This is a genomic window from Massilia sp. Leaf139 (genome assembly GCF_001424165.1).
Classification (GTDB): domain Bacteria; phylum Pseudomonadota; class Gammaproteobacteria; order Burkholderiales; family Burkholderiaceae_D; genus Telluria.
The window spans coordinates 14,178-37,521 of the sequence record NZ_LMOJ01000024.1 but is presented as its reverse complement, the minus strand read 5'-3'; the positions used below and the strand labels follow the sequence as shown (position 1 = coordinate 37,521).

The 23,344-nt window shown below is 66.6% G+C and carries 15 protein-coding genes; 5 read left to right on the top strand and 10 right to left on the bottom strand.

All coding sequences use genetic code 11. The annotated features are described in order from the left end of the window. Positions 1-10: 10 nt before the first annotated feature. The 5 genes from ASF77_RS16010 to ASF77_RS15990 are packed head-to-tail and all read right to left on the bottom strand — an operon-like array spanning position 11 to position 8,175. Positions 11-1,474: a glycosyltransferase family 1 protein gene (locus ASF77_RS16010; RefSeq protein WP_056341340.1), complete on the bottom strand. Its 1,464-nt coding sequence runs from the start codon at positions 1,472-1,474 to the stop codon at positions 11-13. After that, on the bottom strand, positions 1,471-4,692 hold the full coding sequence (locus tag ASF77_RS16005; protein ID WP_056341337.1) for a glycosyltransferase: 3,222 nt from the start codon (positions 4,690-4,692) through the stop codon (positions 1,471-1,473). The genes ASF77_RS16010 and ASF77_RS16005 overlap by 4 nt, the downstream gene beginning before the upstream one ends. Continuing rightward, positions 4,692-6,137 (bottom strand): FkbM family methyltransferase, encoded by a 1,446-nt coding sequence (locus tag ASF77_RS24700; protein ID WP_056341335.1) that lies wholly within the window; start codon positions 6,135-6,137, stop codon positions 4,692-4,694. The genes ASF77_RS16005 and ASF77_RS24700 overlap by 1 nt, the downstream gene beginning before the upstream one ends. Further along, positions 6,137-7,384 carry an ABC transporter ATP-binding protein gene (locus tag ASF77_RS25160; RefSeq protein WP_056341334.1) on the bottom strand — a complete coding sequence of 416 codons (1,248 nt, stop codon included), beginning with the start codon at positions 7,382-7,384 and terminating at the stop codon, positions 6,137-6,139. The genes ASF77_RS24700 and ASF77_RS25160 overlap by 1 nt, the downstream gene beginning before the upstream one ends. Then, on the bottom strand, positions 7,381-8,175 hold the full coding sequence (locus ASF77_RS15990) for an ABC transporter permease (RefSeq protein WP_082493825.1): 795 nt from the start codon (positions 8,173-8,175) through the stop codon (positions 7,381-7,383). Before ASF77_RS15990 ends, ASF77_RS25160 begins: the two co-directional genes overlap by 4 nt. Before the next feature lie 377 nt (positions 8,176-8,552). Between ASF77_RS15990 and ASF77_RS15985 the strand changes: the two genes are divergently transcribed. After that, entirely contained in the window at positions 8,553-10,463 is a 1,911-nt protein-coding gene (locus tag ASF77_RS15985) for a glycosyltransferase family 1 protein (protein ID WP_056341330.1), read from the top strand. A 36-nt stretch (positions 10,464-10,499) separates the two neighbouring features. Here ASF77_RS15985 and ASF77_RS15980 read toward each other — a convergent pair whose 3' ends face one another. After that, positions 10,500-12,599: a hypothetical protein gene (locus ASF77_RS15980; RefSeq protein ID WP_056341328.1), complete on the bottom strand. Its 2,100-nt coding sequence runs from the start codon at positions 12,597-12,599 to the stop codon at positions 10,500-10,502. A gap of 287 nt (positions 12,600-12,886) precedes the next feature. Between ASF77_RS15980 and ASF77_RS15975 the strand changes: the two genes are divergently transcribed. From ASF77_RS15975 to rfbA, 3 genes are all read left to right on the top strand, one after another. Continuing rightward, positions 12,887-14,578, top strand: coding sequence for a histidine kinase famiy protein (locus ASF77_RS15975; RefSeq protein ID WP_056341323.1), 1,692 nt, complete (start codon positions 12,887-12,889; stop codon positions 14,576-14,578). A gap of 79 nt (positions 14,579-14,657) precedes the next feature. Then, a complete protein-coding gene (gene rfbB, locus ASF77_RS15970; protein ID WP_056341321.1) occupies positions 14,658-15,737 on the top strand; it encodes a dTDP-glucose 4,6-dehydratase in 1,080 nt (359 codons plus the stop codon). A 28-nt stretch (positions 15,738-15,765) separates the two neighbouring features. Beyond that, positions 15,766-16,647 (top strand): glucose-1-phosphate thymidylyltransferase RfbA, encoded by an 882-nt coding sequence (gene rfbA / locus ASF77_RS15965; protein ID WP_200934197.1) that lies wholly within the window; start codon positions 15,766-15,768, stop codon positions 16,645-16,647. A 57-nt stretch (positions 16,648-16,704) separates the two neighbouring features. Here the strand turns inward: rfbA and ASF77_RS15960 are convergent, their stop codons facing one another. From ASF77_RS15960 to ASF77_RS15940, 4 genes are all read right to left on the bottom strand, one after another. Next, entirely contained in the window at positions 16,705-18,228 is a 1,524-nt protein-coding gene (locus ASF77_RS15960; RefSeq protein ID WP_056341313.1) for a DEAD/DEAH box helicase, read from the bottom strand. A 578-nt stretch (positions 18,229-18,806) separates the two neighbouring features. Continuing rightward, positions 18,807-19,580, bottom strand: coding sequence for a hypothetical protein (locus ASF77_RS15950; protein WP_056341311.1), 774 nt, complete (start codon positions 19,578-19,580; stop codon positions 18,807-18,809). Between the two features lie 8 nt (positions 19,581-19,588). After that, the gene (locus ASF77_RS15945; protein WP_056341310.1) at positions 19,589-20,209 is read right to left on the bottom strand and encodes an LON peptidase substrate-binding domain-containing protein; all 621 of its coding nucleotides are present in this window, start codon (positions 20,207-20,209) and stop codon (positions 19,589-19,591) included. 136 nt (positions 20,210-20,345) lie between these two features. Then, complete coding sequence (locus tag ASF77_RS15940; protein ID WP_056341308.1) at positions 20,346-20,816, bottom strand: hypothetical protein; 471 nt, start codon at positions 20,814-20,816, stop codon at positions 20,346-20,348. Between the two features lie 226 nt (positions 20,817-21,042). On the opposite strand from ASF77_RS15940, the gene ASF77_RS15935 reads away from it, so the two are divergent. Further along, positions 21,043-23,328 (top strand): CHASE domain-containing protein, encoded by a 2,286-nt coding sequence (locus tag ASF77_RS15935; protein ID WP_056341304.1) that lies wholly within the window; start codon positions 21,043-21,045, stop codon positions 23,326-23,328. The last annotated feature ends 16 nt before the right edge of the window (positions 23,329-23,344 follow it).

The window sequence follows — 23,344 nt, the reverse complement described above, 5'->3', positions numbered from 1 at the left end:
ATGCCCAGGTTCAGGACGTTGCGAGCGTGTCCGCCTGCAGCGCATAGGCCGCCTCGACCAGCGTCCTGCCGGTTTCCGTCCAGCTCGCCGGACGATAGCCGCTGCGGATTGCCGCTTCGCGCTGCGCCACTGCTTCCGGGTGCTCGATGTACCAGTGCAGGCGTTCAGCCCAGTGCGGGATATCCCAGGGATCGACATATTCGATAAGCTCGCCCCCCACTTCCGGAATGGAGGCCGCGTTGGAAGCCAGGCAGAACTTCCCGTACGCCAGGCTTTCGGCGACCGGCAGGCCCCAGCCTTCGTATAGCGACGGATAGGCGGTGAAATAGGCGTGTTCGTACAGGCGCGCGAGGTCGCTGTCGGACACGTGGTTCAAGATACGTAGGTAGGGCCGGATGCGCGGATCTAGCTTCAGATCCGACATCAGGTCATTCATCCCCCAGCCGGCCATGCCGACGAAGACCAGCAGCGGCAGGTCGGTCGCGCCCGCGTCGACCATGCGCGTATAGGCCCGGTATAGGGTTTCGTGGTTCTTGCGCCGCTCGATGGTCGAGACAAACAGGATGAAGCGGCGCCTGAGCACCTCGGCCACCGCGGCCGACGGCGCCGTATTGCCTGCACTGGCGATCTCGCAGCCGAGCCGCACCACGCCCAGTGCCGGCACCGGCACGCGCGAGGCCTCGAGGAATTTGCGCAGGTCGGCGCGCGAGTATTCTGAGATGCAAACGATGCGGTCGGCGCAGCGCGCCACGTCGAGAAAATAATGCGAGAACTTGGCGGCGACGTCGGCCACGCACAGGTGCGGCAGGCGGATCGGGATGATGTCGTAGCACATCAGCAAAACCTTCAGCCTGAGCTGCTGCTTCAGCTGGTACAGGTAAGGCAGGTTCTTCTGATCCCAGTCGAGCCCGAGCGAGACATAGACATCGCCGGCGCCGAACAGGATGTCGGGCTTGACCAGCACTTCCGGCGCGGGCATCGCAGCGGCGGGCGTGGCGGCGGGCGCCTGGACGCCATGCCACAGAAGCCTGGCGCTGCGCCGCAGTTCGCGGCCGGCCGTGCGCAAGGAGCGCACGCCGTCCATGCGCGAACGGGCAAAGCTGCGCGCCGGCGCCTGCAGTGGACGCGGCAAGGTGGCGATGCCGCGCGCGGCGATGCGCCGCCATTGCGGTACGTAGGGCGTCGGCGGCGCCACGGGCACGGCGTTCGCCGCGGGCGCGGCCGGGAGGGCCGCCGCGACTGGCGCAGGCACCGGCGGCGGATCGCCGCCGGCGTCGATCCTGGCCAGCGCAAAGGTCAATTCTTCGCGTCCGACTTCGAAATAGGAATCGTAGGCCAGGTCGAAGCGGCAGAAGCGGATACCCGCGTCGCCCGCCTGCAGGAACTGGCGTGCGGTCTCCGCCTCTACACGAACGATGCCGAGCGCAGGGCGGCTCCACCCGCGGACAGTAGTGACATCGAGCCAGATCGTCATACGTTCCCCTTGCGTTGCGCGAGCAGGGAGGCCACTTCGCGCGGCACGGCGCCCAGGCAGGCATCCCAGGTCAGGCTCGCGCGCAGGTCGGCGCCCGCGGCGGGCGCCGGGGCCGGCTGTTCAAGCACCTTGCGGATACCCGCCTGGAATTCCTCGGGTGTTGCCGCGACGGTGACTTCGGGCAGGCCGGCGAAATGCTCGAAGCCGCGCAGGGCGGTGCGCGTGCAGACCACTGGACGCCCCGAATACAGGGCCTCGGCCGTCTTGATGTTGGAACCGCCTCCACCGCCGATCGGCAACAGGAAGGCGTGCGCGAGACTCTTAACGGCGGCCAGGTCGGCGTCGTCGAGCACGCCCAGCACCTGCAGGCGCGACATGTTCAGCGCGCCCCAGCGCGACTTGCCCAGCTCGCGCTCCAGGTGCGGGCCGACGCCGCCGGCAACGACCAGCTTCGATCCTTCCGGGATACAAGCCAGCGAATCGCCGATCGCGTCGAGGAAACCGGTGTAGTTCGGCGGGTGCGCGCTGGCGATGAAGATCGGCCATGGCTTTTGCGGCAGGCGCGCGCGCCACTGCGCGCAGCGCTGCTCGTCGGCCCGCCAGGGACTGATGCCGTTTGCGGCATGCAGCACGCGCGGCGCGCCATAGGTGCGCAGGGCTTCTGCGTCCTCGACGGTGACGGCAAGCGAGAGCTCGGCCTCGCGCGCCAGCTCGCGCTCGATCGCCGACATGTCGGCCACCGCATGCTCGATCAGGACGGGACAGCCGCCCTGCGCCAGGATAGCCCGCTTCATAGGCGCTTCGATGTTGTGCGAACTGTTGACCAGCAAGGCACCGCGGCACAGTGGCGACTCGAGCTGCAGCCAGCGGGCCAGCGCGTACATCCAGGGCTGTTCGACCTGGATCACGTCGACTGGCCCCGGCAGGGCGCCGACGATCTTGCGGAACACCTGATCGGTGTCCACCGAGAACGGCCCCATCAGGAAATCGGACAGCGCCGGCATCGGCACCCCGCGATAGTTCCGGAACGGGCTGTCGCTCGGGAAGGCGATGTCGTGGGGGCCGATGTCGGCCGCTTCGTAGGCTTCGGCCTGGTAGAATCCGACCGGGTGGACGTCAAAGCCGGCCGCCTCGTACACGCGCAGCATGGCGGCGGCGCGCAGCTGACCGCCGTGGCGCGGACGGCGCACCGGATATGGCGCCAGCGTCAGCACGCGCGGGCGCGCCGTGGAGACGAGCGCCGCCGGCGTCAGCAGCTGCGCCGCCCGTCCGGCCTGTCCCAGCACCACCTGCATCAGCTGGCGCGCGCTGTCGGCCCAGGTCAGCCATGGCAGGCCGGCCGAGGACGGCGCGCTGCCGGCGGCATGCTTGGCGAGCCAGTCAGCGATCGCCGTGGCCAGATCCTGTGGACGGGTGCCGCTGAAATAGAAGGCGTGCTCGCCGCCGACCTCGCGGAACACCGGCAGGTCGCGCGCGATAAGCGCCAGCTTGTGCTGGGCCGCCTCGATCAGCGGCAATCCGAACCCTTCGCCGGCCGACGGCGCGACAAGCGCGTTCGACGCGGCGTATATCTTTTCGAGGTATTCATCGCTAATGCCCTCGAGCCAAAACAGGCGCTTGCCGGCTTCCGGGTGGCTGCGCAGGCGCGCGACCAGCTCGTCCACCATCCAGCCCTGCTTGCCAACCATGACGACGTTGGCATCGACGCCGCGCCCCCACAGCAGTTCGAATGCGGCCAGCAGCTGGCCATACTGCTTGCGCGGCTCGATCGTGCCGACGGCGAGCAGGGTCGGGCTGCTGGCGAGCCGCGCCAGCACGTCGGCGGCATTGTCCGGCAGCCCGCGCGAAGGCACGGAGCGGCCGACGTCGGCGCCGAGGTGGAACCAGCTGATCTCGAACGGCCGCAGGCGCGGCGCCGCGTAGGCGCGCTGCCAGTCGGCCAGCTCGAGCGCCACCGCGTGCGAAATGCAGACCGCGCCGTCGAAACGCGAAATCGCCTGCAGCCAGGCGTGGTGGCCATCGGCCGTACCGGGCGGAAAGAACTGGGGCATCAGCACCGGTAGCAGGTCATAGACGACGAAATACATTCTGACGCCGTCGCGCCGCAGCGATTCCAGGTAGGCACGGTGCTGCGGCACAAGGTGCGGCAGCAAATCAAGGCCGAGGAAAACGTCACCCGGCTGGTAGTCGATCGGCGCGTCGGCGCTGGCGAGCGGCGTGCCCAGAAACTGCGCAGTAAAGGCGCACGCGTAGCGGTAACCCTGACCGCTTGCGGTGACGTAGACCGGCACGACCTCGTATTCGGCCGGTGGATTGTCGAGCAGCTCCTTGAGGATGCTGCGCGTGACGCGCTGCACGCCGGTACGGGCGTCGCGCTGCACCAGTTCGGAGATATCGACCAGGAGCTGGCGCTTGCCGTTCGCCTGTGGAAAACGACTCAAGATATGAGCCCAAGTTCGTAATTGTGTATCAGTTTGCGCCGCACCCAGTGCTTGAGGAACACGCGCGATTAGCTGGCCCAGCAGGGCTTCCGGCTGGGCCGTCGGTGCAGCGTCCGCTTGGTGAAGCGCCTCGAACGCGGCAATCGCGCGCTGGGCCATCTGATCCCAGCTGGCCGGCGCCATGCCGGACTGGCCGACCGACAGATCCAGGGCATCCCTGCCGAGCAGCTCGGCGGCATCACGCGCGACGCCTGGTTCGAGCACCAGCACCTGCGCGGCCCGCTGCAGATATTCGGCCTTGGCGCGGTAATGCGCGGCGCGGCCAGGTTCGGGCAGCAGCGACGGCTCGCGCAGCGGGCGCAGGTCGTGCACCAGCACGGCAACCGGCGGCTGCCAGGTGAAGGCGCCGACGCTGGTGATGCCGTCGCGCGCATAGCCTTCGAACAGGCTGGTCACGAGCACGAGGTCGGCGCCCTGGGCGGCCAGGAAGGCTTCGCGTACGGACTCGGCGAGCGCGCGCTGGGCCTCGGCCGGCTGCGCCTGTGCGGACAGCTGATCCGGCGTATACCAGACCCGGATCTGTTCCTGCGGCAGCAGGCCGTCGAAGGCGGCGCGCAGCGGCTCGATGGTGTCGGGGAACAGGCCATTCAGTGCCAGCACCACCTCGTGCGAACCGCGCTGGCGCACGATCGCGCGTGCCAGCGACAGCGCGCAGCGTCCGGCAAAGTCGACGCGGTGCTCGGCTTGCGCCCCCTGCATGTCGATTACGATACGCATCAGCTGGCCTTCGAATCGATGGCGGCGCGGATCTCCGCGAGAATTTGGGTGGCGCGCGGCGACAGTTCGCGCACCACCTGCTCGCCAGGCTCGCCGGCAGTCGCGTGGGTCACCGGCATCGTCGCCGGCATCGGCGTCGGTGCCAGCGCACCGCCGCGCAGCTTGCGCTTGATGCGGCGTGCTAGGTTGACGGCGCGGCGCAGTGGGCCGGTCACGCGCCAGGACGTGCTCGCGTACATGGAGTGCACCTGCTGGCGCAGCGACTCCGCATGGGCGGTCGCTTCATGGCCGGAACGCAGTGCCGCGTCCAGCTGTCCCTGCATCCAGGCGATGTGCGCGTGCAGGCGCGCATCCTCGGTGTCGTACTGGCCCTTCATCCAGGCGATGTGAGCGTGCAGGCGGGCCGCCTCGGCGTCGTGCTGACCCTGCAGCCATTCGATGTGGGCGACCGCGGAGGCAACGCTACGCTGGCTCGCTTCGTGCTGGCCGCGCAGCGTGTCGATCTGCGCCTGCATGTGGCCGTGCAGCTCGCGCTCGGCCGCCAGTTCGCGTTCGAGCGGCTCGCGCTGCCTGACGGCGTCGGCGGCGGCCCCGGCCAGCTGCTGGCGCAGCCGTGCCAGTTCGGCCTCCTGCGCCGCGGCGGCTTGCGCCTGGGCAGCGGCGGCGGCGGCCGCATCGGCTGCGACGACGGCCGCGTTGACCGCAGCGGCGGCCGCGACGGCCTTATCGACGGCGTGGCTGTACAGCTCCCAGCTTGCCAGGCCGCTCACCTCGACGCCATCGAAGATGTTCGGCGGCACCTTGAAAGCGTCGGCCAGCTCGGGACGTTCGTTCGCGATATAGAAACGGTTCAGTCCATCGAAATAGACGAAGCGGTAGCCGGCCGCGGTCACGATCGGCTCCCAGTTCTCGTAGTCGGTATCGGGCGAGTTCGGGATCGTGGCCTCTACCACGAGCACCCACGGCCGCAGGCGCTCGCTCTGCCAGCCGCGCAGCACCTGCTCTTCGAAGCCCTCGACGTCGATCTTCAGCCAGTGCACGTCGGTGTCCTCGAGCGAACGCAGGGCGGCGTTCAGGGTCAGCACCGGTACCGTGACGCGCTGCACTTCGTAGCCGCGCTCGTTCTGGTGGCGCTCGGCATAGTCCTGGATTGCGGTGCTGAGTCCGGTGTGAGCGATGACGTTCAGCTCGAGTGTGCCCTCCTGCGCGCCCAGTGCCAACTGGAGGACGGTCTCGTCCGGCCGGTCGGCGCGCAGCATCTCCGCGAAGGCGGCGACGGGTTCGACGTGGGTGCCGCGCCAGCCGTTTTCATAGAAGGCGCGGCTGACCGAGTCGATGCGCGGATGCTGCGCGCCGACATCGACATAGACGCCATTTGGAATGTGGCCCAGGGCGCGCCACAGCATGACGTCCTCGAAATTTTGTGCGTATGAGAGAAAAGCCATCAGATTGCCTGTTCATGCTCGCGCTCGATGACGAATCGCGCATCGAGGCAGCTGCTACCAATAAAGAAATCGCGGTCGACGTTGATGACGTCAAAGACCAGCAAATTGTCGACCCACTCATAGTTGTCGGACAGGTGGGTGTCCGAGCTGACCAGTGCCGGCGAGACCGAATACGAACCAGGGCCGAAGTTGCAGGTGAATGGCAGCCGGAAGCGGATCGTCTCGCCGGCGCGCGGGCTCTCCAGCACCTGGCGGGTATGCCAGGTATTGCTGCCCCAGATGACGTGGCCCTGCTTGTCGCGGATCATGTAGCCGAGCACGAGCCGCGGCAGATCCCGGTGCACGGTGACCGCCAGCTGCAGTTCCACCTGCTGGCCGACGCGCACCACCGCCAGCTCCGCGCTGGTCGCCGCGTCGACCATGCGCAGGTCGGACACCCGCGCCTCGCCCGAACCGCTGCGGGTCATCAGCCAGCCGTTCTTTTCGCGACGTTGCTCGACTGTCAGCTTGGCATTTTCCTTTTCGGCGACGAGCGCATTGTAATAGTCGACGACTTCGTCGGGCGGGCCGTCGCGCAGCATGAGCCCCTTGTCCATCAAAATGACGCGGTCACACAGGGTACGAACGTCGCTCAGGCTGTGGCTGACGAAGATGATCGAGACGCCTTCCTCGCGGAACTGGCGGATGCGGTCGAAGCTCTTGTGCTGGAAATAGCTGTCGCCCACCGACAGCGCCTCGTCGACGATCAGCAAGTCAGGACGGAAGGCGGTGGCGACGCTGAACGCCACCCGCATCTGCATGCCGCTCGAATAGGTGCGCACCGGCTGGTCGAAATAGTCGCCGATCTCGGCAAAGGATTCGATCTCGGGCATAACGCGCTCGATATCGGCATGGTTATAGCCCATCAGGCCGGCCGAGTGGAAGGCGTTCTGGCGCCCGGTCATATCGGGATTGAAGCCCATGCCCAGTTCAAGGATGGCGGCGACGCGCCCGCTCATGCACACTTCGCCTTCGGTTGGCTGGGTGGTGCCGGTCACCAGCTTGAGCAGGGTGCTCTTGCCGGCGCCGTTCTGGCCGATGATGCCGATGGCCTCGCCGGCGCGCACGCTGAAGTCGATGTTGCGCAACACCCAGTGCTCTTCGCGCGGGGCGACCGACCGCGAGAACCAGGAGGCGATGCGGCGCAGCTCCCCGCCCCACTGGCGATAGGATTTGCCGAGGTTACGGACGTGCAGTTCGCCACTCATAATTGATCCACCATTTCAGGGCTGGCCTTGCGAAACAGCACGAGCGACAACGCGGAAAGCAGGAGGCCAATGAGGAAGGTTGTACCGAGCCCGCTCAACTCAGGCATCCGGTTATACAGCAGGACGTCCTGGTAGCCCGTGACGAGCGGGATCAAGGGGTTCAGGACAAGCCAGTCGCGGTATTGCGCGGGGATGATATTGACCATGTAGACTACCGGCGTGAACCAGTACAGGAACTGCATCAGTACCGGCACCACCTGGCCAACGTCACGCAGGAAGACGTTGAGCACCCCAAACAGAAGTCCCAGGCCGATGGCAAGCGTGATGCCCACCACCATCAGCAGCGGCAGCCAGACCATCGCCAGTCCGGGCGAATGGCCGAGCAGGCTGAAAATCACATAAATCGCCAGCAGCAGAAGCAGGTTGTTGACCAGGGCGCTGCCGATGACGACCAGCGGTAGCGCGATCTTGGGGAACGCCAGCTTCTTGAGAATGTTGCCGTTGTCGATAAAGATGGTCAGGCAGCGGTTCACGATCTCGGCGAACAGCGACCAGCCGAGGGTGCCCGACATCAGGTAGATGGCATACGCATAGCGGTTGTCGATCCCCTGCAGCTTGGCCGACAGCACCGCCGACAGCACGAAGGCGAAAATCATCACCTGCGCCAGCGGATTGAGGATCATCCACAGACCACCGAGGCGGCTGCGGATGAATTTGGTGCGTAGTTCGGTTTGAATGGACGAGACGATGAAGTAACGATAGCGCCAGGCGCCGGATAACATCCCAAACATGAGTCACTTTCTAGTTAGACAGCAGATGCCCGCACAACCGGTTGCGGCGCGTTGGACAGGTGTGGCCGGCAGGGGCGCCTCAGGCCAGGGCCGGCTGGCAGCCGCAGTGCACCTGCGCCATAACGGATGCAAAAAATTGCAATGCGGCCGGATGAGCAGTGAGCGATTATACATCGCCCCCAATGTCGAGGGAACACGCGCCCAGCCGTGCCGTGGCTGCACAGAGGAACGAAAAGCCGCCCATCCCGGTCAAAGAGCGGAAAATACCGGCGGTTAAAAGATAGGCGAGGATGCTATAATTTTGCCTCTTTCATACTGGCAATAATTTCGCGCGCCCGGCGCGACAGGCGCCGAACGATCATATCTCATTCACATCCATGCGCATTCTCATCGATATGCAAGGCGCCCAATCGGAAAGCCGCTTCCGTGGCATCGGGCGCTACTCGCTGGCACTGGCCCTGGGGGTCGCCCGCAACGCGGCGAACCACGAAGTCTGGCTGCTGCTGAACGGCGCCCTGAAACCGTCGATCCCCGATCTGCGGCGCGCTTTCGCAGGACTGGTGCCTGCGCAACGCATCCGGGTATTCGATATTCCCACGCCGGTTGCGGAAATCGACAGCGCCAACGTACCGCGCTGCCGCGCCGCGGAGATGTTGCGCGAACATTTCATCGAACAACTGGCACCCGATGCGGTGCTCGTAACGAGCCTGTTCGAAGGGTATATCGACGATTCCGTGGTCTCGGCCGGCCGTTTCGCCCCGCCGACGCGGACAGCGATCGTGCTGTACGACCTGATCCCCTTCCTGAACCCGGCGGCCTACCTGGGCACGCCCGAACAGCGCCAGCATTACGACGGCAAGATCGCCTCGCTGCGCAAGGCTGGCCTGCTGCTGGCGATCTCCGACTACACGCGCCAGGAAGCGATCGACGCGCTCGGCCTTCCACCGGAAAAGGTAGTGGCGATCTCGACCGCGGTCGACGAAAGCTTTCATCCGGCGCCGCCGGGGCCCGCCCTCGCCGCGGTACAGGCTCGTTGCGGCATCACCCGCGCCGCCATCATGTATGCGCCGGGCGGCTTCGATGCCCGCAAGAACATCGATGGCTTGATCGTCGCCTACAGCCTGCTGCCGGCGCCGCTGCGCGTGGCGCACCAGCTGGTCATCGCGAGCAAGCTCGGCGAGCATGAACGGCATGTCCTGACCCGCCACGCGCTCGAGCACGGCCTGCATCCGGATGAAGTGGTGCTGACCGGCTATGTCAGCGATACCGAACTGATTGACCTATACCGCGCGGCGGCGCTCTTCGTCTTCCCCTCCAAGCACGAAGGTTTTGGCCTGCCGGCGCTGGAAGCGATGGCCTGCGGCGCGATTGTCATCGGCGCCAACAACACTAGCATTCCGGAAGTGATCGGTTGCGAGGAAGCTCTGTTCGACGCCGGTTCGCCGGCATCGATCGCGGCCAAGATCAACGAGGTATTGGGCAACCCGGCCCTGCAGGAGCGCCTGCGCGTCCATGGCCGTACCCAGGCCAGGCGCTTCTCGTGGGATGCCAGCGCACGTAAGGCCCTGCGCGCGCTCGAAGCGTACCACGCCTCGCTTGCCGCGGCCCCACCGCCCGCGCCGGCCAGCCGCCGTGCCCTGCTCGGCGCGCTGCTGGACGTTCCCGGCCTGCCGCGCAACGAGGCGTCCCTGCATGAGCTGGCCCATTGCCTGGCCTGCATGCCCGATCCAGCGCGGCCGCGCCAGTTCCTTTTCGACGTCACGCCGCTGGTCGACCAACAAAATGCGGCCGGGGACGACGATGCGGCGACGGGCGCCATGCTGCTCAGTCAGCTGCGTGAACTGCAGTCAACGGATTTGCCTGGCCTGCGGGTGGAGCCGGTTGTATTGTCGGACACAGGGGGGCATTTGCATTACCGTTATGTGGGCAAGGCCACGCGCGCGCTGCTGGGCGTTCCCGGCGACATGCACGACACCGCCATCGACCTCGGCCCTACCGATCTGCTCTACACCGGCGCCGGCATCAAGGCACCGTCGGCCGCGCAAGCGGCGCTGCATGCCTGGATGCATGGGCGTGGTGTGAAACTTGCCTGGCTGGCGGGGGAAGATACCACGCCGGACGTCTGCGCATATGCCGACCTCATCCTGTCGACCTCGCCGGATCTGGCGGCGCGCGTGGAGCAGTGGCTGCAGGCCCACCCTTCGCTGCCGCGCCCGGTGGTGGCGGTGCTGGCGCCGGACGTGACGCCGGCACAGCTGGCCGGCCCGCTGCTGTCCATGACCCGGTAAGTACCGCCCAGGTAGGCGGCGGCCTGTCTCCTCGCCTCACTTCGGTACGATGCGCATCTCGATGATGCCGATGCCGAGGCGGCGGGTATCATCGCTCATGCCCAGCTGCTTGGGCGAGACCGGCGCGGGAATCTTGAACGTCAGGGTCTTCTCCCCCTTCGGATTGTTCAGCTCGAACGTCTTCGTTTCCTCTTGCGCGGCCAGCGTGAAGCGGTGCTCCTCCTCGCCCACCTTCAGCACGAAGTCCTTGCCGGCATTGCTGCCGAAGGCATGGGCACGCAACTGGAGTGCGAACTGTTCAGGCAGCGGCTGCGAAAACTCGAAGCGCACACTGTCGTCCTGCGACCAGACGCCCCAGGGTTCAACGCCCGACAAACCCTGCTCGGCCACGATCTTGCCGGGCCAGCCGGGCGCCTTGAAGTAAGGACGGGCCAAGTCAGGCGCGCTGGCGACCTCGATGTCCTGGATCACGCGCCACTGCTTGCTGTTCAGGTCGAGCTTGCACAGGCCACCCACCTGGTGCTTGCGCGCGTAGTCGAACACACGGGCATCGTAGTCCTCGCGATTGGGAATCGCGAAATTCCAGTCTTTCGGGCTGAACGAGGCGACGCCATTGATCGTCGGAATGCCCGCTACCTGCGCGATCATCATCGCGCTGACGTTGTGGGCATAAGCGTTGTTGATCGGTTCCGGGAAGCCGCCGAGCGTGTCCTGGCTGGCCCAGCCCGAGACATAGAACACCTTGCACTGCGCGGGCGGCGCCTGGGGCAGCGCCACGCGGGCCACCTCGGCGTGGCGATCGAGGTTCAGGTAAGGCTTGGTCAATTCCTCGGTCACCAGGAGGGCGGCCAGCAAGAGCGCAATCGTCGCCCCCATGCGCTGCGTCGAAAGATAGCGCACTGCGATGAATACCACCGGCAGCGCAAGGAAGAACTGGTAGGCAGCCACGACATTCAGGGCTTTCGCGCCCGGGAACAGGGCATACACGAAGAACCAGCCGCTATGACCACCCAGGCGCAGCGTCAGTGCCCAGGTCACCACGGTGGCCAGCGCCAGTGCGGGCAGCACGATCGACTGCGTACGGCGCCGCGCGCGCCGGAGCTGCAGGCAGCCGGCGACAAAGAGCACGAACAGGATGGGCGCAAACCCCGTCGTCGCGTACTCGCCGACCGGCGTGTAGGAGGGAGAAATGACGCTGAGCAGGGAATTGTAGAGCCGGCCGAACATGAAGTTGTCGTTGCCGACCTGGAGCACATCCTGCCAGGGGACGGTATTCGCGAGCACCGAGTCGTAGCTGCGCACGCCCACCTCGCGCGACTTCGGCAGGAAGGCATAGACAAAGGGCGCCATTCCCAGCGCCGTCGCCCCCAGCACCGCCAGTACCGAGCGGTACTGCGCCAGCAACTGGCGTATGAACTGCTTGCGGCCCGGCTTGCCGATCCAGATGAACATGATGACTGCGGTGGCTGTGACGAAATAGGCGAAGAACCACGCGACATAAAAGCAGGTCAGGCACCACAGGCCGTACAGCAGGCCGGCGGCGGCGCCGTTGCGACGGAAACTTCTGGCATTGCCTTCCATGAAGGCCTTGACCGAATTCCACAACAGCAAGCCCACCAGCGGAGCAAAGGCCAGCGAGATCAACTGGATACGCGAACTGTGCGAGGCAAGCGCGCTATTGAGCGTGAATAGTCCTGCGCCCAGCAAAGCCCAGTAGAAGGGGAGCGAAAAGGCACGACGGAACAACAGATAGCTGAACACGAAGCCGCAGCCACGCAACGTAAAGTTGGCGAACTCGGCCGACAGGAACGGATCGAAGCCGGCCAGGCGGAAGGGCAAATACGCGATTCCGATCAGGAAATAGGCATCCGTCTGGGCGATCGTGCGCGAATAGGGATAGAAATAATTGACCTGAGACCAGTCGGCCTGGCCGGTGAAGAAGAGATACCAGTGTTCCAGGATCGTGGTCGAGATGACGACGTCGTAGCGGTCGCCCGGGAGGATCGTGAACCCGTTAAGCAACTGGTAGCGCCCGACCAGCGCAAGGCAGAGCAGGCAGAAGGCGGCAAGCAGGAAGACGCGGCGTGCCTGGCTCGGATCGCGCCAGCCGCCTGGTTGAGAGAGCGGAGTATTCATCGGTCGATTGGCGTCGTAATGGCAGAATGCCGGAAGGCGTTCCCTGGTTGACGGGTTGGGCGTTTCATTGTCAAAAGCACTGTCGGGAAAAGTGAAGAATAAAAAGTAGAGGATTATACGCTGCAGTTGCAGCCCTGCTAACAGCATCCGACCTGCATACGTCGGTCTACAACGGCGCTTGCGTGAAGCGCCGCACAGTCAGGCGGGCTTCTCCTTTTTAAAATGTTCAGACCGATTTATGCCTGACGAGTAGTCAGCGCAAGGCTATCCCTGGCGGAAAGGACTGTATGGCAACCGGCTCGACCCCCGACGAAAGCGCCGACAAACCCCTCGACCTGCAAGGCGATGGGCAAAGCGTCGGCGTGCCTGCCGATGGCGAGCTCGAGGGCAGCACTTTCAATCCCCTTGGCGACAGCGTGGGCATGAAGCACTGGCAGGCCGGCTATATCGAGGAGCCCGGTTTCCAGGATCGCGGCAACATCTTCTTTGCCGCCGTCGAAATGACGCGCATGCCGATGGTCGTGACCGATCCGCGCCAACCGGACGACCCGATCGTGTTCGTCAACCGCGCCTTCCTCGACCTTACCCTGTACGAGGAAAAAGACCTGATCGGCCGTAATTGCCGGCTGCTGCAGGGGCCGGAGACGGACCGGGGCACGGTGGAAGAGATCAGTACGGCGCTGGCCGAGCGGCGCGCCATCGCCCTCGACATCCTGAACTACAAGGCCGACGGCACGCCGTTCTGGAACGCGCTGTACATCGGCCCGATCTTCGACCAGGACGGCGAGCTGCTGTATTTCTTCGCCTCGCAGATGGACATCACCCAGCGCCGCATCAGCGAGCAGTCCTCGCTGCAGGCGCAGAAGATGGAAGCGATCGGCCAGCTCACCGCGGGCATGGCCCACGATTTCAACAACCTGCTGCAGGTGATCAACGGCAACCTTGAACTGGCCCTGCTCGGGCTCGACGCGACCGCCCGCGCCGCGGAACCGATCCGCCGCGCCCAGCGCGCCGCCATGAAAGCCGGCAAGCTGACCCAGCAACTGCTGACCTTTGCCCGCAAGCAGCGACTGGAGCCGCGCCGCGTCAACCTCAATACCCTGCTGGTCGAGTTTTCCGAACTGCTGGTGCGCACCCTGGGCGACCGGGTCGCCCTGCAGCTCGACCTGAAACCCGGCCTGCCCTCCTGCAAGCTCGACCCGACCCACTTCGAAATGGCCCTGCTTAACGTGCTGATCAATGCGCGCGACGCGATGCCGCATGGCGGGCAGGTGCGCGTCGTTACCACCCTGCTTGCCAACAAGGCCGGCGCCGCCAACGGCGCGGGCGATGCGGACGCGGGCCAGGTGGCGGTCTGCGTCGTCGATCAGGGCGAAGGCATGACGCCGGACGTGATGCGGCGCGCCACCGAACCCTTCTTCACGACCAAGGGTCCGGGCACCGGACTTGGGCTGGCAATGGTGCACGGCTTCGTGCAGCAATCGCGCGGCCGGCTCGAGATCGACAGCGCGCCGGGCGCCGGCACGACGGTGCGCATGGTGTTTCCGGTCGATGGCGCGGGCGATGCCGGCCATGCGGCCGACGGCGACGGTGCGCTCGACGCCGACAATGCGAAAGCGCGCATCCTGGTGGTCGAGGACAACGAGGACGTGCGCGAACTGGCCGAAACCATGCTCGAATCGGCCGGCTATGCGGTGGTGTCGGCGCCCAGCGGCGAACAGGCCCTGCACTTGCTCGAGGAAGGCAAGGCCATCGACCTGGTGTTCACCGACGTGATGATGCCGGGCGGAATGAACGGGCTGCAGCTGGCCGACCAGGTGCGCGCGCGCCGCCCAGGTACGCCGATCCTGGTGACCACCGGCTACATGGACGAATTGCCGGCGGCGCGCGGCCAGCGTCTCGACATCCTGAGCAAACCCTACCGCCAGGAAGATCTGTTGGCGCGGGTGCGCGCCATCCTGCCGGCGCCGAACGGCTGAGGACAGGCGCACAGATGCGCGCGCCGGGCGTAGAATGGCGGCAATGCCGCATTGCCGGCGCAACCATGAAATAATTCACATGATTCTAGTGACAGGCGGCGCAGGCTTCATCGGATCGAATTTCGTTCTCGACTGGCTGGCGCGCTGCGACGAGCCCGTGCTCAACCTCGACAAGCTGACCTATGCCGGCAACCTCGGCAACCTGGCGGCGCTCGCGGACGACCCGCGCCATGTCTTCGTCAAGGGCGATATCGGCGACACGGGTCTCGTCGCTGGCCTGCTGGCGCAGCACCGGCCGCGCGCGATTGTCCACTTCGCCGCCGAAAGCCATGTCGACCGCTCGATCCACGGGCCGGCCGATTTCATCACGACCAACGTCGACGGCACTTTCTCCTTGTTAGAGGCGGCGCGCGCCTACTGGCAGGAGCTGGATGGCGAATTCATGACTGCCTTCCGCTTCCTGCACGTCTCGACCGACGAGGTCTACGGCTCGCTGGGCCCGGACGATGCGCCTTTCACCGAAGCCACGCCCTACGCGCCGAACAGCCCGTATGCGGCCTCGAAAGCCAGTTCCGACCACCTGGTGCGCGCCTGGCACCGCACTTATGGCTTGCCGACGCTGACCACGCATTGCTCGAACAATTACGGCCCTTATCAATTCCCGGAAAAGCTGATTCCGCTGGTGATCGCCAACGCGCGCCAGGGCAAACCGCTGCCGATCTACGGCGACGGCGGGCAGCGGCGCGACTGGCTGTACGTGGCCGACCACTGCGCTGCGCTGCGGCGCGTGCTGGCAGCGGGCCGTCCCGGCGAGACCTACGACATCGGCGGCGGCGAGGAACTCCCGAACCTGGCACTGGTGCACACCCTGTGCGCCATCCTCGACGCGCGCTTGCCCAAGGCGGCGGGCGGCTACGCCGAGCAGATCGTGCACGTCGCCGACCGCCCCGGCCACGACCGCCGCTACGCGATCGACGCCGCCAAGATCGAACGCGAGCTCGGCTGGACGCCGCAGGAAAGCTTCGACAGCGGCATCCGCAAGACGGTCGACTGGTACCTGGCCAATGCAGCCTGGGTGAGCGCCGTGCAGTCGGGCGACTACCTGCGCTGGGTCGACACCAACTACGCCGCCCGCGCCATGCATTCGGAGAGCGTATGAAATGCTTGAAGGAGGTTCAATGAGCGCCCTGCCCCGCAAAGGCATCATCCTGGCCGGCGGCGCCGGCACCCGCCTGCATCCGATCACGACCACCGTCTCCAAGCAGCTGCTGCCGGTCTACGACAAGCCGATGATTTATTATCCGCTGTCGACCCTGATGCTGGCCGGCCTGCGCGAGATCCTGATCATCACCACACCGCACGACCGGCCGCAATTCCAGGAACTGCTGGGCGACGGCAGCCAGTGGGGCCTGCAACTGAGTTATGTCGCCCAGCCCGCTCCGGAAGGCGTCGCGCAGGCCCTGATCCTGGGGCGCGAGTTCCTGGCCGGCGCCCCGGTGGCGCTCATCCTCGGCGACAATATTTTCTACGGCACGGATCTGGCCGGTAAACTGCGCGCCGCGGCCGAGCGCGAGCATGGCGCCAGCGTGTTCGCCTACCATGTCACCGATCCCGAACGCTATGGCGTCGTCGAGTTCGACAGCACCTGGCGCGCCGTCGGCATCGAGGAAAAGCCGGCCAAGCCGCGCTCGCCTTACGCCGTCACCGGCCTGTATTTCTACGACGCCGCGGTCTGCGATATCGCGGCCGGCATTCAGCCCTCGTCCCGCGGCGAACTTGAAATCACCGACATCAACCGCGCCTACCTGGAACGCGGCACGCTCTGGGCCGAGGTGCTCGGGCGCGGCACCGCCTGGCTCGACGCCGGCACCCACGAGTCGCTGCTCGACTCGGCGCAGTTCATCGCCACCATCCAGAAACGCCAGGGCCTCAAGATTTCCTGCCCTGAGGAGATCGCCTACCGCAGCGGCTACATCGATCTCGCCCAGCTGCAGCGCCTGGCCGAACCGCTGGCGCGCAGCGGATACGGCGAGTACCTGCTGCGGCTGGCGCACGAGCGGCACGAATAGATAAAAGCAGGCGAAAAAAAAGACGCACCATGGTGCGTCTTTTTTTGCCGGCGTTGTTTATGACTGCTGCGGCTTCGGCAAACCGCCCAGCAAGGCGGCGATCTTCTGCTTCGGCTTGGCCGGGGCGGCGCCGTTCGGCGCGCCGGCATTCGCTTCCGGACGCGGCGCGTTCGACGGCTCGTAGGGCTTCAGGAACCACGGATCGACCTTCTCGCGGCGCGGCAGCGGGCCGGCGCCATAGCTGCGCGGGGCGCGTTCGCTGCGCTCGGATTCGCTGCGGCGCGGGCCGCGCTCGCTGCGTTCGCCGCGCTCAGCGCGTTCGCCGCGCTCAGCGCGTTCGCCACGCTGCGGACGCTCGCCACGTTCCCCACGCTCGAACTCGCGGCCGCGCGCACGCACCGCGAAGCCGGTCAGCTCGCCACGGGTGATGGTCTGCTTGATCAGCTTTTCGATGTCGGCCAGCAGGCGCTCGTCCTTGTCCGAATACACGGACAAGGCGTCGCCCGAGGCGCCGGCGCGGCCGGTACGGCCGATGCGGTGCACGTAATCCTCGGCGTTGTACGGCAAATCGTAATTGATCACGCACGGCAGGTCGGAAATGTCGAGGCCGCGGGCGGCGACGTCGGTCGCGACCAGCACTTCGATCTGGCCCGCCTTGAAGGCGTCGAGCGCAGCCATGCGTTCCTGCTGGGTCTTGTCGCCGTGGATGGCCGAGGCCTTGATGCCGGTCTGCTCCAGGTGGCGCGACAGGCGCGAGGCGCCGATCTTCGTGTTCGAGAAAATGATCACCTGCTTCAGCTCGCGCTGGCGGATCAGAAATTCGACGACGTCGCGCTTCTGCTCTTCCTCGACCTTGTAGACGATCTGGGTGACCTTGTCGGCGGTGGCGTTGCTGCGCGCCACTTCGATCAGCACCGGCTGCTGCAGGAAGCTGTTGGCCAGCTTCTTGATTTCCGGCGAGAAGGTGGCCGAGAACATCAGGTTCTGGCGCTTCTTCGGCAGCAGGTTGATGATGCGCTGCAGGTCGGGCAGGAAGCCCATGTCGAGCATGCGGTCGGCTTCGTCCATCACCAGCATCTGCACCTGCGCCAGGCTGACGTTCTTCTGTTCGATGTGGTCGAGCAGGCGGCCCGGCGTGGCGATGACGATCTCGACGCCGCCCTTGAGGATCGTGGTCTGTCCCTTCATGTCCATGCCGCCGAACACGACGGTCGAACGCAGCGGGGTGTGGCGCGAATACGCCTTGACGTTGTCGGCCACCTGCACGGCCAGTTCGCGGGTCGGGGTCAGCACCAGGGCGCGCACCGGGTGGCGCGCCGGCGACATGCTGCTGTTGGCGTGGGCCAGCAGCAGCTGGATGATCGGCAGCGAGAAGCCGGCGGTCTTACCGGTGCCGGTCTGGGCGGCGCCCATGACGTCGCGGCCCTGCAGCACCACGGGAATGGCCTGGGCCTGGATCGGGGTCGGATGGACGTAGCCCTGGTCGGTCAGCGCGCGCAGGATTTCCGGCGCCAGGCCGAAATCGGCAAAAGTCACGCTCGGTTCGACGGCCGCGGCTTCGGTGTTCTGTGTTTCAGACATTGTTCTTTCCGGGATGAAGGGGAACCAGGCAGTGGTCGAACCCTCGAAATTCATTTCGCTCTACGGCCTGCTTTTCAGCTGCCGATACCCGCGCGAACCCAGCAGGCGTGGCCGGCATTGACAACTCCTGGAGGGGCGGGCAGGCCGCCGGCTGGGGCTCGGCCTGGGGCCGGCTCGGTAGGCACGTTGCGCCTGTCAAACGAGGGCGCAGACGTAGAGACACAATATATCGCCCTCAAGGTTACCTCAAATCCACGGCAGTGTATATGGAATCGTGCGCGGGCCTGGGGCAGATCCTCCGGCTCAGCGGCCGGACAGCCGGGACAGCCACTTCGGAAACGGAGTATTTAGTGTTTGAAATCGGAGCCAACCTCGCCGCGTCGGCCGGGTCGCACCGCACGCATCGCGCGATCCGTAGGGTGGACTCCCGAGTCCACGGGGGGTGCCAGTTGCATGCCGAGACGTGACACGCAGCCCGCGGTCGCATCGTGCACAGGCCGTTCTCGAGCGCCCGGGTACGCACAGGTACGGCCGTGGACTCGGGAGTCCACCCTACCATCGCGGCTGCAGTGAGTGAACTACCCTTCCCGCTTCCAGCCGCGCGACTGGGCGGCGCGTTCGGCGTCGGCGCCGAGCGGGGTGCCGGCGATGCGCGAGTCGATCGCGTCGAGCACGGCCGGCGGCAGGCCGGTGCCGTCCATCCAGGCGGCGCCGGCCGCGCCCTGGGCCAGCACGGGCACTTTCCAGGCGCCGCCGTCGCGGCAGGCCAGGCCGGCCGTCGTGTCCATCACGAAGCTGCGGCAATATTTGCCGTCCTTGGCCAGGAAACTGATGCCGATGCGTACCCGGCCGGAAGGCCCGGGACTGGCCAGCTGTGCGCTCAGGGCCGAGGCCAGGTGGCCTTGCGCCACCAGGGCGCCCTCGGCGCCGCTCAGGGAAGCGAGTTCGGCCTCGCCCTGCCAGGCGCGCCAGCCCAGGGCGCCGGCCACGGCGCCCGTCACCAGGGCCGCAGCCAGCGCGCTCCAGTGGCGCAGCGTCCAGGCCGGCGCCGGGGTGGACGGAACCGGCGGCGGGACGTGCAGTCCACCATGCAGCGGGCCATGGCGCGCGGCGCGTATCGTGTCGAGCTGTACGATCTTGGCGCCCGAGTGTGCGCCCTGCGCATGCCCGTGGCCGCCGCCCTCGCGCCCGCCCGCCACGACGCCGTAGACGCGCGACCGCCGCGCCCGCAGCTGGGAGACGCGCATGGCGATGGCGGGATCGGCGCGCAGCGCGCGTTCGACCGCCGCACGGGCCGGCTCGGCCAGTTCGCCGTTGACGAAAGCAATCAAGAGTTCGTCGGAGAATTTCATGGCGGGGCTCAGGAAGTGATCAGGCCATGTTCGTCCAGCACATCGTGCAGCAGCTCGAGGCGGATCACCGGATTGTCGAGCATGAGCATGTTGTGCTTCTGTGTGTTCGGCAAAGGCAGCAGTTCGCACCAGCGATTGGCGACCCAGCCGCAATCTTCCAGCCGGAACGGCAGCTGCACCGGCCAGCGTTCCTGCGGCACATCGTGCAGCGAGGCCAGCACCCGGTCGAGCGCATCGGACGCGCCCTGCAATTCGGCGGGCACGCGTACGGCGTGGTCGTCCTCCACCAGTTCGACCTCGGCCATCCACAATCCGTTCAGTCTTTGTTGCGATGATTTGACTTCGAAGCGCGCGCCGCCGCGGCAGACCACCTGCAGCAAACCCGGCGTGGTGGCCGCCGTATCGCAGACCGTGGCCAGGGTGCCGCCTTCGACGAAACGTTCTGGCTGGCCGCCACGGGCCCGTACCTCATGGCCTTGCGTGAGCAGGACGACGCCGAAGGGCGTGTCTTCGGTAAGGCAACGGCTGACCATGTCGAGGTAACGCGCCTCGAACACCTGCAGCGGCAGCACCCCGTCCGGGAACAGCACCGTGCTCAGTGGGAACAATGGAAGGGAAATCGTGGCCATGCCCCATCATGACAGAATCACCCGGCAGACCGCAGCACGATTGCCGACACGCGGCATGACCCATGGCAGGCCCGGACGGAGACATCCGCAGCACAAGAAATCATGTGGAATTGACGAGCTGAAAGCCGCCTTGGATCTAGCCTTGCGGCGCTTTTAGGGGCAGCGTGCGCAGAGTCTGGATCAGCGCCTCCAGGCGCCAGCGCAGCCGATCCCAGCCGGGGTCGGGCAGGCGCACCACGCGCACCAGCAGCGTGCCGCCGGCGACGTCCGGACAGGCATAGGCGAAGCTGCCCGCTTCCTCGAACGGCAGGCGGAATTCCTGGCCGGGCAGCAGGTGCAGCGGGCCGAACACATGGGGCTGGCGGTCGCGGTTACGCAGCAGCAGCACGTCCTGCACGCCGAGGGTGAGGCGGATTTCACGCGGCAATGCCAGCGCGCGCGCCGCCGCCGGATCAGCACCCCGCGCCTGCGCCGGAAACGTAAAACTGCGCTCCTGGCTGGGCGTGCGCAGCGGCGCCAGTGCGCCCCAGAGCAGCACCAGCAGCAGCGCGCCGGCGAGCAGGCTCGGCAGCCGGTGGCGGCGCAGGATCGGAAGGAGGTCGGTCATGAAGTCGGTGGAGCAGGCAGTCGGGCAAACGCGGCGGCCGATTGTAGCATTCTAAATATTGTATTATGTAAATAAACCAGGCTTCGGACGGCTGGCCTGTCCCGCACCCGTGCGCCTGTGGAAGGCCTGGCCGCGTATCCTAGTTGTCTCGGCACGACTGTCCGAGACCCCAGTTTCCCCTGCCGCCCAGCGGCCGCCCATTGACCCCGACCGCGACCCCGACTACATGCCGCGTCCAGATCCCGACGAGACCACCCCCATCCCCGGCGCTTCCGACCGCCAGGGATGGGGGCCCCTGATCTCCGCCGGCCTGGTGTTCCTGATTGCGCTCCTGATCACCTGGGGCGCCTGGAACGGCGCGCGGCGCGATGCCGCCGCCGATCTCGCCGCCCAGTTCGACTACCGTTCGCGCGACCTGGTCAACACGACGGTGCGGCGCATGGCCGTCTACGAGCAGGTACTGCGCGGCACGCGCGGCTTCATGCGCGGCAGCACCGACATCGACCGGCGTGATTTCGCCGAATATTTCCGGGTGCAGAACCTGCAGGAACATTTTCCCGGTATCCAGGCGCTCGGCATCGCCAGCATCATCCCGCCCGGCCGGCTGGCCGCGCACGAGGCCGCCATGCGCGCGCAGGGCTTCGGCAGCTACGAGGTGCATCCGCAGCCGTCCGGAAGCATCGTCACCACGATCACCCACATCGAACCTTTTACGGGAAGCAACCTGCGCGCCTTCGGTTTCGACATGTACAGCGAACCGGTGCGCCGCGCCGCGATGGAGGCCGCGCGCGACAGCGGCGCCGCCGCCCTCTCGGGCAAGGTGGTGCTGGTGCAGGAAGGGCGCGACGCCCAGCCCGGCTTCCTGATGTATGTGCCGGTCTACCGCAAGGGCGCGCCGGTCGCCAGCGTCGACGAGCGGCGCGCCGCCATCGTCGGCTGGGTGTACGCCCCGTTCCGGATGGCCGACCTGATGCGCGGCCTGGGCGGCGCCCACGCGGCCGACCTGCAAGTGACGGTCTACGACGGCGCCCGCGCCGACCCGGACGCCCTGCTGTTCCGCTCGCAGGACGCGGCCGCCTGGCGCCGCCCGCTGTTGCGCCTGACGCTGCCGGCCACCATTTCCGGCCGCCCCTGGCTGCTCGACATCGCCTCCTCGCCCTCCTTCGAGGCGCGTCTCGACACCCGCCGCCCGCAGGTCATCGCCAACACCGGCATCGGCCTCGGCTTCCTGCTGGCCCTGGTGGTCTGGCTGCTGGCCAGCGAGCGGCGCCGCGCCGTGCGCCTGGCGAAGGCGATGACGCTCGAACTGCGCCAGTCCTACGAACACATCGACGCCGAGCGCATGCGCATGGACGTGATCCTGCAAACGACCTACGATGCCTTCGTTGCGGTGGACGCCGAGGGCCGTATCACCGACTGGAACCGGCGCGCCGTCCAGCAGTTCGGCTACACCCGCGAGGAAGCGCTGGGCCACGAAGTGGGCGAGCTGCTGGTGCCGTTTGAAGAGCGCGTGCCGGGCGAGCGCGGCTTCGCCCAGTTCACCCGCAACGGCCGGCCGCTGGTGATCGGCGAACCGGCCGAGCTGATGGCGCGCCACCGCGACGGCCACCTGGTACCGGTGGAGATCGTGGTCGCCGCCCTGCCCGCCGAAGCCGGCTACGGCGCCAGCGCCTTCCTGCGCGACATCACGCCGCGGCGCGAAGCGGAGGCGCGCGAGGAGGGGCGCAAGCAGCGCCTGGACGAGGCGCGCATGGCGCTGGCGCGCTCGCAGAAACTGGAAGCCGTCGGCAAGCTGACCGGCGGCGTGACCCACGACTTCAACAACATCCTGCACATCATCAGCGCGAATGTGCAGCTCTTGATGCATTCCTCCAAGAATAGCGAAAAGCGCCTGCAGAACATCCTCGACGCCGTCGAGCGCGGCACCAAGCTGTCGGCCCAGCTGCTGGCCTTTGCCCGGCGCCAGCCGCTGCACCCGAGCCTGGTCGACATCGGCCTCCTGCTCGAACGCATGGACAGCCTGTTGCACCGCGCCGCCGGCGATGGGGTCACGATCTCGCTCGCGCGCGAGGACGGCCTCTGGCCTACCCTGGTCGACCCGAACCAGCTCGAAAACGTCCTGCTCAACCTCGTCATCAATGCGCGCGACGCCATGGACGGCCAGGGCAAGGTGACGATCGCCCTGGAAAACCGCACGATCGACAGCGACGACGCCGCCGACGACCCGGAACTCACACCCGGAGACTATGTCCGCATCGCCGTGGCCGACACCGGCGAAGGTATGCCGCCGGAAGTCATCGAGCGTGCCTTCGAACCCTTTTTCACGACGAAGCCTGAGGGTAAAGGCACGGGCCTGGGTCTGTCGATGGCCCACGGCTTCGTGCGCCAGAGCGGTGGCCACATCCGCATCGCCAGCGTCGTTGGCCAGGGCACGACGATCGCCATCTACCTGCCGCGCGCGAGCGCGCAGGCTGACACGGCCAATCCGCCGGCGACGCCGAGCCTGCACTGAACACGCGCCCCGTTCA